The 13,555-nt window shown below is 39.5% G+C and carries 6 protein-coding genes; 2 read left to right on the top strand and 4 right to left on the bottom strand.

Features of this window, described 5'->3' with window-relative positions:
• Positions 1–166: 166 nt before the first annotated feature.
• Together tamL and F565_RS0101555 are read right to left on the bottom strand one after the other, a co-directional pair.
• Positions 167–2,524: a translocation and assembly module lipoprotein TamL gene (gene tamL / locus F565_RS0101560; protein ID WP_020211433.1), complete on the bottom strand. Its 2,358-nt coding sequence runs from the start codon at positions 2,522–2,524 to the stop codon at positions 167–169.
• The gene (locus F565_RS0101555; protein WP_020211432.1) at positions 2,514–7,622 is read right to left on the bottom strand and encodes a translocation/assembly module TamB domain-containing protein; all 5,109 of its coding nucleotides are present in this window, start codon (positions 7,620–7,622) and stop codon (positions 2,514–2,516) included. Before F565_RS0101555 ends, tamL begins: the two co-directional genes overlap by 11 nt.
• Positions 7,623–8,120: 498 nt before the next feature.
• Here F565_RS0101555 and F565_RS0101550 point away from each other — a divergent pair, with 498 nt between their 5' ends.
• Positions 8,121–9,077 (top strand): phosphoribosylaminoimidazolesuccinocarboxamide synthase, encoded by a 957-nt coding sequence (locus F565_RS0101550; RefSeq protein WP_020211431.1) that lies wholly within the window; start codon positions 8,121–8,123, stop codon positions 9,075–9,077.
• Positions 9,078–9,183: 106 nt separating this feature from the next.
• On the opposite strand, the gene F565_RS0101545 is transcribed toward F565_RS0101550, so the two are convergent.
• Both F565_RS0101545 and F565_RS0101540 read right to left on the bottom strand, forming a co-directional pair.
• The gene (locus F565_RS0101545; RefSeq protein WP_020211430.1) at positions 9,184–10,356 is read right to left on the bottom strand and encodes a TlpA disulfide reductase family protein; all 1,173 of its coding nucleotides are present in this window, start codon (positions 10,354–10,356) and stop codon (positions 9,184–9,186) included.
• Positions 10,357–10,443: 87 nt separating this feature from the next.
• Entirely contained in the window at positions 10,444–11,850 is a 1,407-nt protein-coding gene (locus F565_RS0101540) for an MBL fold metallo-hydrolase (protein WP_020211429.1), read from the bottom strand.
• A gap of 329 nt (positions 11,851–12,179) precedes the next feature.
• Here F565_RS0101540 and F565_RS0101535 point away from each other — a divergent pair, with 329 nt between their 5' ends.
• On the top strand, positions 12,180–13,454 hold the full coding sequence (locus F565_RS0101535) for a Glu/Leu/Phe/Val family dehydrogenase (protein ID WP_020211428.1): 1,275 nt from the start codon (positions 12,180–12,182) through the stop codon (positions 13,452–13,454).
• Positions 13,455–13,555: the final 101 nt, after the last annotated feature.

The raw sequence follows: 13,555 nt of genomic DNA, 5'->3' as shown, positions 1-13,555 counted from the left end.
AGAGGTACTTGTTCTTAAATATGATAGTGCTAAAGTAAATAAAGCATTTGCGTTGTGCAAACTTTTATAAGTGGCTTGGTTTTACATCTCTATGTAAACAATCAGTTTTTTTAATTCATTTATTATAATCGAGAATATGTATTTGTGCTGCTTCTACGAAATATATTTAAAACGGATAGCCGATAGCGAGGTTAAATACAAGGTTTTCTTTACGCCATGCACTGCTGCCAAAATCTATTTGGTCAAAAACCCAACGGTTACCTTCAGGCAGCCACGGTTTACGAATAGGGAAGGCAAGGTCGAGCCTCAGGATAAGGAATGAAAGGTCTACCCTTAAACCGGCACCGGTACCTACGGCAAGCTGGCTTAAAAACTTGTTAGAAAATTCGCCGCCCACCCTCGCTGTTTCTACACCCTCGGCATTAATATTAGAGGGGTCTTTGTTCCACAGCCATATATTACCGGCATCTACAAACAGGGCACCATTAATAACGCTAAACAGTTTGGCACGGTACTCTGTGTTCATTTCCAGCTTTATGTCGCCTCCCTGGTCCGGCAGGAAAGAATTAGCATCTACATCTGCCCGAGATGTTCCGGGGCCTATAGACCGTGCCCTGAAAGCCCGTATACTGTTTGTACCTCCTATAAAGAACTGGCGTATAAAGGGCAATTCGCCCGAGTTACCGTAAGGCGCACCCACGCCCACAATGATGCGGCTTGCAAGTTGCGAACCTTCGCTTAAACGCAGGTAATGCCTAAAATCGTGTTCCATTTTTGCATATTGGCTAAACGGAACTCCAAGTACATTTATGGTATCGCCCTTTTTCACGTTGGCACCGGTAAGAAGGCCTGTAAGATTTCCTGCAAGGTCAAACGATCCTTTGTAGTAAATGGTATTTCTCCTGCGTTTTTGCATGGTGTTAGTATACGTATACGAATACGTAGGGCCAAAGATGAGCTGTTTTTGTACTACACGTTGCAAAGCGGTGTTGCCAAAGGCAATAGAATCATATTCGGCAGTTACGTTCGCAGGGCTTACATAATTTATATCCATTACGTTAAGCTGATGCTCTTCGCGTATATTGTCTTTCCATAAATAGCCAAACTGCCCCCTGAAAGAGTTTAATGCATATAACTTCATCCGTTTCTGATACTCATAGCTTACCAAAGCTTTAGTACGGGGAACAAAAGCGCTGGAATCGGCAATGTGGATGGGAGATATAAAACGCGGCCATATAAGGCTTGTTTCTCCGCCCACACGATATACATTATAACCCCTGTTCTGGCCGGATACCTGTACCTCAAGACCGCCAAAAACCGAGACGGTAAGCAATTCTGCAGCCCTGAATGTATTACGGTTACTCCAGTTAACATTAACCTCTGTTCCATTATAATTAGCAGAATTGGTCTTGGCCAATGTTTCTACCCTTACAGACTTTCGGGGCAGGGGAGTAAAGTAATAATACACATCGAGTTTAGAACTGATGGTATCTGACAATTTAAAATCATTTTTTACAAACTTGAAGGTACCAAGGTTTATAAGCCTGTTAAGCGACAGGTTATGATCCCTTCGGCTGTAAGTATCGCCTTTGTGGAAGAACAACGTACGGTCGTAAATGATAGGCCTGAAAGTACTGTCCGGGTCTATAATTTTAAAATCTTTATACCGTTGTATAGAGTCTGCCGGATATTTTTCGTTTTTCTCGGCACTTGTTAATGAGTAATTTGGGTAAATAATAATATCATCTATAGTGTATACCCGCTTAGATTTTTCTGTAGTTTCATTTTTTACAATAACTTTCAGGTCTACTTCATTTTTACCCACGGTACTGTCTACCCGAACCAGTAAGTTATCAGGGCTAAAGTAGTAGAAACCGCGGTTTTTAAGCCGGTTGTCTATCCTTTCGCGTTCTTGTTTTATAACATCAAGATTATATGGGTCACCTTTCTTAAGAAGGCTCCTTCGGCTGCTGCGGGCAATGGCTTTTTCTAAAATAAGATTGGTTGAATCTTTAGTTTTACTTAGCGTATCTACAGGAAACGTTACATTTCGTATTTTATATTGAGGCCCTGTTGTAACAGTATACATTGCTGTTGCCCTGCGTGCTTTAGAAACAGAATCTGCCGAAGTACGGGTTTTAAAATAGCCCCTGTTCTCGCTATAATTTTGTAATATATCGGCATTGTAGTCCAAGTCTACCTGGCTGAAAAGTACCGGTGGTTCCCCCACTTTTGTGCGAAGCCAGTGCTTTAAACCTTTTTCTTTTTTAGGTTCGCCGGCAAGGTTATAAATATATAGCTTAAAGCGCAGGCCCAGTACATTGCTGTTAGGCTTTGGCCGTAGCAGGCCCTCCATTTCTTTTTGCATGGCCTTGCGCTCTTTTTTACTAAGCAAGGTGTCTTTAACAGTAACTTTGCCGCCTGTATAAAGCATATCGCCTTCGGGCAAATACTTAGTATTGCTGCATCCATATACTATTAGCAATGTTATTAATAGGAGGTAATATAAAGGCTTATTTGTCATTTTTTGTACTATTTGGCGGTAATCTGTCTTCTTCGGCTTTTTTACGTTCAGCTTCAGTCTTTTCTGTTTTAGCTTTTTCTTCTTCTTCTTTAACACGTTGCTTACGTTCTCTTTCGCGGGCAAGCATTTCTCTTTCTTCCTGGCTCCTGTGGAACAGCTCACGGAATTTGTTATAATCCATTGTAATTATAAAACCAACCCCTGTTTCTACCACCTGGCCCTGCAACGCAACCTGGTATTCGTTTTTGCGGTATGCCCTTATCATATAACGGCCATCTTTTGTTAACTGGTAGTCTAATGATACGTCTCCTGCAATATTTGTAGTTTGCTCGTTTGCTTGTTGTCCTTCAAGGCCAAAACTACTGCCCACAGTAACCTTAAGCCTGTCATTCAGGAGTTGCTTAGATACGCCCACATTAAGGTCGGTACGGTTTTCCTGTTGGCCAGTGGTGTAGCTGTCGCTGCTTTCAAGGTCAAAGTTAAGTTCTACACCACTTACAAGATTAGCCGCAAGGTTGTTAAGCTGCTCGCTTAGTATCTTACTAACACTCTGCCTTGCCAACGACTCTGTACTCGTGCCTCCAGCCTCGCTTGAGAATGGATTTTCGCCAATAAAGCGGTTTAATAGTAACAGGGCAAATACCTGTTTATTAAGTTCAGACGGTTGCTGGCGCAGTTGCTCCAGCTTTGTATTCGTAGTGTTAATAACTGTGGTCGATACATTATAGTTGCCTTCTGGAATAACGATATCAAAAGATAATTGCGGTTTAAGCAATTCGCCTTCCATTTTTAGAACCGTGTTAAACGGGATTTTTTGTTTAAAAATATTTCTGTCCAATGTTCCTGTCTGATCACTAACAAGATCTATTGGAGCAGTTTCTGTTTTATATACCGCAGAAATGTCAATAGTAGCATCTGTAGGTTCACCTGTCCATAAAATGTAGCTTCCGGCTTCGATGTCAAACTTACGTTTTAGGAAGTTAAAGGTCATTTGGTACGAACCTTCGCTAAACTCATAACGGCCGGTAAGGGTTGTTTTACCCGATGCGTCTATACCGCCTGTAAGTTGGGCTTCGCCTTTAAGTTGTAAAAAATCGCCATTACCCTTATCAATGATCAGGTTAAGTTCGGCTTCTTTTACGATCTCTATGTTTACAGATACATCTATACCTGTAGCCTGAACTTTGTTAACGGCTTCTTCTATCTTAAGGCGTTCCAGGTCCTCAATGTTATCTTCATCTACAAACTCTACAATACCATCCCTGTCTGCAATAGACGGATCCTGCTGTGGCAGCGCCACGCTAAATTTTGTGTCCTCATTTATTTTAAGGTCACCGTTAACCACCGGGCTTGCCATAGTACCTTTAATATTCAGGTCGGCATCAATAAACAGGTCGCCATAATAAAAGTCGTTATCTGTAGCTTTAGAGTTTATTGCCCTAAAGTTCTCTGCTTTTACGTTAAGGTTAAAGCCAAACTCCCTGTAATCAGTCGTGGCAATGGTACCGTCTATAACAAGCTGGTTGTTTTTCTCGTCTTCAATGGCAAACTGGTTCATAACAATACCGGTATCTGTAAAGCTTATGTTCTTGTTTATACCCTTAAAATAAGAGTTAAGCTGCGTTACCCTGAAGGCTACATCATTAAATTTAAGATCGCCTATAACATTGGGATCTTTTACGGTACCGTTGATTTCAAAATTACCATTAAGGTAGCCATTACCGTCTTTAAGCTGCCCAAATGTAAATGCCTGCAGGCTGGCAATATTTAGTTTTTCGATAGTAAGATCCATATCAAAGCTACTGCCCTCAGTATTGTAGTTACCATCGAGGTTTACCTGATTACCGTGGCCGGTAATGCTTACGTTTGCTGCGTAGGTATTCGCCACATTATTATTGACCTTAATTTTAATCTCGCCTACGGTATCTTTGCTTACCGCAAAATTTGTAATGTCAAGATCGGCAGTAAACAGGGGAGAGGTAGTAAGGTTTTTTACATTTGCCGTACCGTTTATGGTACCCTTAAATTTGCTTTCTTCCTTCTGAACCATGTTTGTTATGGTTTCTATCTGAAAGTTATCCAGGGCTACATTAAGTGGCGCATTTGCAGCTTCTGATTCTGATTGCAGCTTAATAGACCCTCCGTCATTACTCATCTCGAAGTTATTGGCATATAAACCACCCGCCCCAAAACGGATAAGGTTATCCTTGGCAATTGTCCATGCATCATAATTAAGCATAAGCCCGTCTGGGTCAAGAATAATTTCGGTATTGCCATCTACAGCTTTCATCTGGCCTGCAAGCATGTACTGCTGTTTTTTCTTGCGGTCTTCTATTTCAAGCTTGTAACGCACAATGTTGTCTTTTACATCGCCGCTTAAAGTGGTAGTTGCTAACTGAAACTGTTCGTTCTCTACGCCATCTATCTTTACAGAATATACCAATGCAGTATCTTTTGCTTCGGCATTAATTATAACACCGCTTATGGTGTTTGCGCCATACACAACTCTTGGTATTAACGCACTTATAATCAGTGTGTCGCCCTCGCTATTGTACCTTCCTTTAATGTCTATTGGCTCTAAACGTGTAATTTGAGGCATCAGTTTATACAATATCGGGTCGTTATCAACACGGATATCAAACGCTACACGTTGTGGTGTAGTAGGTTTTTTAGGTGCTGTTTTTGCAGTATTATAATATTTTGCAATAGTAGCCTGTAGTGCCGCAGGCAGCTCTGTAAGTTTATATTTACCTTCTATTTTAGCATTTGCGATTTGTGACTTTAGTATAATAGAATTTTTTTCGGGAGTGGTAACGGCAACCACGTTAACAGAGTCTAACGCAAATTCTTCTTTCTCGTTGGCAAACATAAAGTTATGCATGCTTATGGTGCCATTTAAGTTATCGGGGTTGGCATCGGTAATATCAGCATCTACGTTACCACGCAGTTTTAGGGGCCCGGCATGCAGGTTAAGTTTGTCAAGGTCGGCAATGTCTACATTAAGTTTTATTTTTCCGTTAGGGTATTTGCCTTTAAATCCACCTTCCGCCTTAAGGTCAAAATCCAGGTTAGGATCGTTCATGTTAGCCACGGCTTTAAATTTACCATTGTTTATAGCGCCGTTTAAGGTAAGGTCGCGATAGGTATAGCCGTTGTATTCAGCTTTAATAACTTTACCTATTAGTTTGGCATTGGCTGTTTTAGGGTCAAGTCCGGTACCTTTTACATGTGCTTTAATGGTTATTTTACCTATAGAATCATTTTTAAGCAGCTTGCCTACATCAAAATTGGCAACATCAACATCGGCATCATATCTTTCATGGCCTTTACGGCTTTGGTCAAACAGTCCTTTTATTTTTGCATTGCCGTAGCTGCTGGCAAGGTTTAAGGTGGTATTAAAATTATTAAAGGTACCTTTAAAATTGGCTTTCGCCGAAATTCCCGGAGGCAACTGAAAATTAGCAGGCAACGTTCCTGGTGGCAGAAAGGTATTAATATCTTTAGCTGTAGATTTAAATTCGCGCACATTAAGGTCAAAATATGCAGTTTTTACATCGGGTAACCCTTTTATACGCCCACTTGCAGCAATAACGGTTGTACCAATACCGCGAACTTCGAGGTTGCCAATAGTAAGGTCGCTTACTAAGCCTTCTACACGGCTGTTAATAAAAAGGCTTCCGTTGGGATTACCCTTAAAAGGGGCAGTATTAGCAAGTGTAGGTACAAACAACAGCACATCTTTAAAGCCTATTTTGCTGTTATCAAGATTTGCGTTAAGCGACAGGCTACCTATGTTTTTAGAAACCGCATCGAGCGATGGGTAGCCAACTATTATCTGGTCTTTAACCAATGTATTTGGCGTTTCCAGGTACAGGTCTTTAAGCGATGCACCCTTAGGCGTATAGCTAAAATTAGTGCGTAGCTCCTTAATATCGACACCGCTTTTATCGGCCATGCTAAACTTGCTTATATTACCCGAAATACCCTCCGGGCCATAAGAAAGATCTTTAGCGGCTAAGTTAACGTTAGATAAGTCAAGGTGTTTATAATCGATGCCTTTTGCAACTGGTACCGAATTTTCATCGTCAAATTTAAATGCTACATCGCTTATATCGGTCGTACCCAGCTTAAACTTCCATTGTGCCTGTTGCACGGCAGTGCTTTGTTCCGGCAACGCTTCCTGTACTTTTTTCTCGAATTTCCCAAAAGCCAACTGGCCTTTAAGCCCGTTAAGTTCTATACTTTTAAGGTCGATTAATTGCGTTTTAAGGTCTACCGTATTTACATCTACCACTAACTTTTTCAGGGTAATGCCGGTGTCAAGCCTGCTGCCTTCATTATCATAGCCTATATCTATATTGGCAAGCGAAATTTCTCCCAGCTTAAGTTTTAGGTCTGGTTTTTTAGAAGCTTCTTCGGCGGCCTTTTGAGTGTTTTGGGCAATTTCTGCGATCATCCCCTGTTTGAGTTTTACTTTAAGCCCATCAAGGTTTACCTTAGGTACTTCGAACTCCATTTTGTCAAGGTCGAAAGTTTTTATGCGGGTATCAAAATGAGTGATATTTGCAGTTACATAATTTTTAGAAATATCATCGTTAAAGGTCAATCGAACGCGGTCGAGGTTAATTTTTTCGATAGAAAATTTCATCGGGGCGCCGGTGGTGTCTTTCGGTTTGCCACTATCAAATGCCTTTATAATGTAGTCAAAGTTAAAAACTGAGTCTTTATTACGGCTTACATTGGCAGTAATTCCTTCCAGATTTATAGAATTGATCTCAACTTCGTTGTCTAATAGCTTCATCAGGCTAATATCAACAGCCAGTTTATCGCCTGCAATAAGGGTGTCGCCATTTTGACCTGCAAAATAAACTCCTTCGAGAATTACCTTTTTAGGCAAGCCAATTTCTATACGGCCAATTTTTACCTCGGTGCCAATTTTGCCTTCCAGATAACTGACAGCCTTATCTTTAACAATATTTTGCACATAAGGAACCTGTAGTAATAAAACAAGTAACAGAAACAATGCAATTACCGATCCTATTATCCATAGGACTACTTTAATGGTCTTGCGTAAATACTTTTTTAGTTTTGCGTTCATTAAGGTTAAAAATAGATATAATTTTAACAGTAGTATTTTAAAGTTTTGCCAAAAAAAATTAGAGTTTTAACAGCGCATGTAATTAATCTTAAATTGTTAATATTATCTTAACAACTAGTGTTGTATAATGTGTTAAATTTAATGCTTACCTAATTATTTACCCAGATGTTAAATACATTACAGGATATTAATACATTATATTTAGACAGGAAAATGTAATATTTTAAATTTTTTAATTTGTTCATTTTCGCATCATGGCTTTAAACTTTCTTTTTGTGGATGTATTTACCCTGTTCTGTAATGTTTAACATTACCTGCATAAAAAATAAAAGCTTAAACCGGCTATTTTTGGTTCAGTAAAAAAGCTATAATGATTCCTTTTTAGTTAAATGCATAGATTAAGTTTTTTTCATATTTAGAGTGCTAAATATAATTTTTAAATTCTCGAATAAACTTTCTTATTTTTGCATCCTTAAACTGCAAAACAACAAACAACACATGTCACAAAACAACACGATTACAACTACCGATTTTAATTTTCCGGGACAAAAATCTGTTTACCGCGGTAAGGTTAGGGAAGTATATAATATTAACGATGAGCTGCTTATTATGGTGGCTACCGACAGGCTTAGTGCTTTTGATGTAGTAATGCCAAAAGGTATACCTTACAAAGGGCAGATATTAAACCAGATTGCCACTAAGTTTATGCGCCTTACGGAAGATGTAGTGCCTAACTGGCTTATTGACACTCCCGATCCTAATGTTGCTGTAGGCCATTTGTGTGAGCCGTTTAAAGTTGAGATGGTTATTCGCGGTTACCTTAGCGGACACTCTGCACGTGAATATGCTGCCGGTAAAAGAGTGCTATGTGGTGTAGAGCTTGTAGAAGGCTTAAAGGAAAATGATAAATTTCCGTCGCCTATAATTACACCTACTACTAAAGCTGATTTTGGCGAGCATGACGTAGATATTTCTCGTGAAGCGATACTAACTAATGGTATCGTATCTGAAGAAGATTATTTAGTGTTAGAAAAATATACCCGTGCCTTGTTTCAGAGAGGTACAGAGATCGCGGCATCGCGTGGACTGATACTTGTTGATACCAAGTATGAATTTGGTAAAACTAAAGACGGCAAGATTGTTTTGATCGATGAGATACACACGCCCGATTCTTCACGTTATTTTTATGCCGAAGGCTACCAGCAACGCCAGAACAACGGCGAAACCCAAAAACAATTAAGTAAAGAGTTTGTAAGGCAGTGGCTTATTGCTAACGATTTTCAGGGGAAAGAAGGCCAACAGATACCGGAAATGACAGATGAGTATATAGAAACAGTATCTGAACGTTATATAGAGCTTTATGAAAACATAATAGGAGAAAAGTTTGGCAAGGCAGATATTACAAACATTCACGAGCGTATAGAAAAAAATGTACTTGCTTATTTAAACAAGTAATCTACACTTATAAATGCAAAACCCACTTGAAAAGTGGGTTTTTTAATGCAAAAAAATAAGCCTCCGTTGTAGCGGAGGCTTTATTTTATATTTTGAATCTTGAAGATTACTTGCTTGCTAAAAGTTCGCTTACTTTAGCTTTAAGTTCTGCGCCTCTTAAATCTTTTGCAACAATTTTACCAGATGCATCAAGAATAAATGTAGCAGGAATACCTGTTACACCATATTGTTTAGCAATTGGGTCTTCCCAAAATTTAAGGTTAGATATCTGGTTCCATGTAAGTTTATCGGCAGCAATGGCTTCTTTCCATTTGCCTGCTTCTTTGTCAAGAGATACACCTATAATGTTAAGGCCTTTAGCATGTAGCTCATTATATAAAGCTACTACGTTAGGGTTTTCTGCCCTGCATGGTTTGCACCATGATGCCCAAAAGTCTACGATAGTTACTTTGCCTAATGACTGTTTTAAAGAAAGCTGTTTTCCATCTGGTGTAGCAGCAGAAAAATCAGGGGCAACGTCGCCTATTTTTAAAGCTCCGGCCGGCTCCTGTTGTACAGCAGCTGCGGTTTTTTTATCTTCTTCCAGTTTTTTAAAGTAATCAGATATCTGTTTTCCTTCTTTAGTGTTTTTAACAACAGGGTCAAGGCCATCAAATAATACTTTTACCTCTTCTATTTTCTTAACACCCATTTGTGCAATTTGTCCAAGAACAATTACATCGCAGTATGCTTTAGGGTTCTTTTTAATAAAGTCTACTAACTGGCCTTCCCAGTCTTTAGTAATGGCTAGCCTGTCTTTACTAAGTTTGTTTATGGTAACAGTATCATTTATTTTAGCAGCAGCTTCGTACTTAGCGGTATTATCCTTCTGGAATTTATCGCTTTTTTTGTACATTTTGTAGCTTATCTGTTTAAACTCTTCCAGTTTATCGTTGTTGTAAGTACCACCTGTTGTAGATTTATAAAGAGTATCTTTATCTACATTAATATCAATAGCACCCGGCTCAAGTATAAAGTTAAGTTTCTCAGGTTTGCCTTCAACGCTTATAAAATGTATAGCAGGAGCCGATGTAGTATCTTTAAATGTAAATTTACCATCTTTTACTACTGCAGTATCTATAGCTGTAAAGCCCATCATACCGCCTTGTTTTTCTAAAAACACTTTTTTACCTTCAAGCGAAGCATCTACTTTACCGGTAACTTCAAATTCATTTTCTGCCAGGTTTTTGCAAGACACAACTAAAGCTGCCGCTGCCAGAAATAATGCTATTCTTTTCATCTTTATGTTTGTTTATTTTTTATGATGTGCAAAAGTATTAAAATACAGCACGGGTTTATAGTATTACAGTATTTTTTTGAAAGATAATTATAACGATGTAGCCTGGCTGGTGGTTGTACCTATAGATGTGCCCTTAATTCCGCCAAAACCCTTCTCTACATTTATCATGTTATGATAGCCACGGGCTTTAAGTATAGATATCATAATTACAGATCTGTAACCACCTGCACAATGAATGTAAAATTCTTTATCTTTAGGAACTTCTGCAAGCTGTTCGTTTACAAAATCAAGCGGAATATTTATGGCATTTACAACGTGCCCACCATCAAACTCGCCCGGTTTACGGGAATCTACCACTAAGGTGTCCTCGTTAAATGCTTCCGCAAACGCTTCCGGCGATACAGATTGTATGCTGTCGGTTTCAAAACCTGCGGCTTTCCATGCTTCAATACCACCATCTAAATAGCCAAGGGTATTATCAAACCCTACACGGGCAAGACGGGTAACGGTTTCTGCTTCCTTTCCTTCTGGCGTTATCAGCAGTAATGGCTGCTTAACATCCATAATTAAGGCACCTACCCAAGGGGCAAACCCGCCGTTAAGGCCAATAAAAATTGAGCCGGGTATATGTTGCTCTATAAAATCATTTTCATGCCTTACATCAAGAATAAGAGCATCTGTAGTGGTAGCAATAGCTTCAAGTTCGGCAGGGGTAAGGGCTTTAGAGCCGTTTGCTAAAACAGTATCAAGGCTTTGGTAGCCCTGGCTGTTCATAAGTACATTTTGAGGAAAATAAGCCGGCGGGCTGCCCAGGCCGTCCAGTAATTCGTCAATAAATTCATCACGTGTCATGTCGGCACGCAGGGCATAGTTTATTTTTTTCTGGTTGCCCAGTGTATCTGTAGTTTCTTTACTTAGGTTTTTGCCGCAAGAGCTGCCTGCGCCGTGGCTTGGATATACTATAACGTCATCCGGCAAAACCATTATCTTATTTCTAAGTGAATCGTATAAGTAAGACGCCAGCAGTTCCTGAGTTAAGTCGCTGCTTAATGACTGTGCAAGGTCCGGTCGGCCTACATCGCCTATAAACAGGGTGTCTCCTGTAATAACGGCATGAATCTTTCCGGTTTCGTTAAGTAGCAAATAACAGGTACTCTCAAGTGTATGGCCCGGGGTGTGTATAGCTTTAATGGTATAGTTGCCCAGTTTAAATTCCTGCCCGTCGGTAGCAATAGTAGCTTTAAAAGCAGGTGCCGCAGTAGGGCCGTAAATAATTTGTGCACCAGTTTTTTGCGAAAGGTCTAAATGCCCCGAAACAAAATCGGCATGAAAGTGCGTTTCAAAAATGTATTTTATGGTGGCGTTATCTTTAGTAGCTTTGTCAATATAAGGCTGCACTTCACGTAGTGGGTCAAAAATGGCTGCTTCGCCGTTACTTTCCAGATAGTAAGCCGCCTGCGCTATGCAGCCGGTATATATTTGCTCAATTTTCATAGTTGTGTAGTTAATACTAAGGTAAACTTTAGTAGCTTTACCGTAAGTTGTTGCAAATATACCAAAAACGTAGTAAACATTATTACAGTTAAAGTATAGTTTTAAACAGGTTATGAGGCGTGATTATATGCTTAAATGTTAAAGGATTGCAAATAATTTATTTATGATATAGTTAGCAAAAAGCTGTTAATAAAATGTAAAATTATAGCAATCTTAGTTTATCTCTTTATTTTTTGCAAATTTAATAATTTGAATGAAATAAGTTATTATATTTGTATTGCATTTAAGTACCAACAACCTTTTTAAAACTTAGTTGTAATTTAATAATTATGGCAACAACTGCGAAACCCCGCAAGACGGGAATGTATGAAAACGTTAAGAACCAGTTTGAAAAGGCCGCAAGCGTAATGGGCCTGGACGAAAGCGTTAAGAAAATTTTATCTATAACCAATAATGAGATAGTTGTACACTTTCCAGTAAAAATGGATAATGGCGATGTAGAGGTATTTACCGGCTACCGCGTACAGCACAACAACGCGTTAGGCCCTTACAAAGGCGGATTGCGTTACCATGAAACAGTAGACCTTGATGCAGCACGTGCACTGGCTACCTGGATGACGTGGAAAACATCTCTTGCCGGCCTGCCCTTTGGCGGTGGTAAAGGTGGTATACAAATAGACCCTAAAAAATATTCTGTTCATGAACTTGAAAGGATAACAAGGCGTTTTACTTTTGCCCTTGGCGATAACATTGGTCCGGAACATGATATCCCGGCTCCTGATGTTAATACCAATGCACAGATGATGGCATGGATTGCAGATACTTACATGAGTACTAAATCTCCGGCTGAGCGTTCTAAAAACCAACACGTTGTTACTGGTAAACCTGTAGGGTCTGGTGGACTTGAAGGGCGTGACCGTGCTACAGGTTTTGGAGTAGTAGTTACTATAGAGGCATGGGCTAAAATGAAAGGCATTAGCCTGGAAGGTAAGCGTTATATTGTTCAGGGCTTTGGTAACGTAGGTTACTGGAGTGCTCACTTTATGAGCAAACTGGGTGCTACACTTGTAGGTGTACAGGATGCTACCGGAACTATTTACAACCCGGATGGTATGGATCCTGAAGATCTGTTAAAATACCAAAAAGAGAATGCTACAATTCATGGTTATACCAATCATGATTTTGATTCGACTAAATTCTTTGCTATCGACTGCGACATCATTATCCCGGCTGCCCTTGGCAACCAGATAACATTTGAAAATGCTAACGATATTAAAGCTACCCTTATAGCTGAAGGTGCTAACGGCCCTACAGATACCGAAGGTGAAGAAATACTTCTTTCAAGAGGTGTGGAGATTATTCCTGATATCCTTTGTAACTCCGGCGGTGTTATAGGTAGCTACTATGAGTGGCTGCAAAACCGTAACGGCGAGATATGGACTATGGATGACGTTATTGTAAAACTTAGAAAGAAACTTGAAGAAGCTTTTGGAAAAGTTATTACAACGGCCGAATCTCATAAAACCGACTGGAGGACTGCTGCTTACATTGTAGCTCTTACCCGTATAGAAATGGCTTACCTGCAAAGGGGGATATTTCCTTAATAAATACACAACAAACAAATATTTCTCTAAGAGGCGCTATATATGTAGCGCCTTTTTTTGTGTTTGAATATTATGGATAAAAATTCGTTATTGCATATGGC

The sequence above is a fragment of the Flavobacterium rivuli WB 3.3-2 = DSM 21788 genome, assembly GCF_000378485.1.
Classification (GTDB): domain Bacteria; phylum Bacteroidota; class Bacteroidia; order Flavobacteriales; family Flavobacteriaceae; genus Flavobacterium; species Flavobacterium rivuli.
This window is presented reverse-complemented; position numbering and strand designations above follow the sequence as displayed.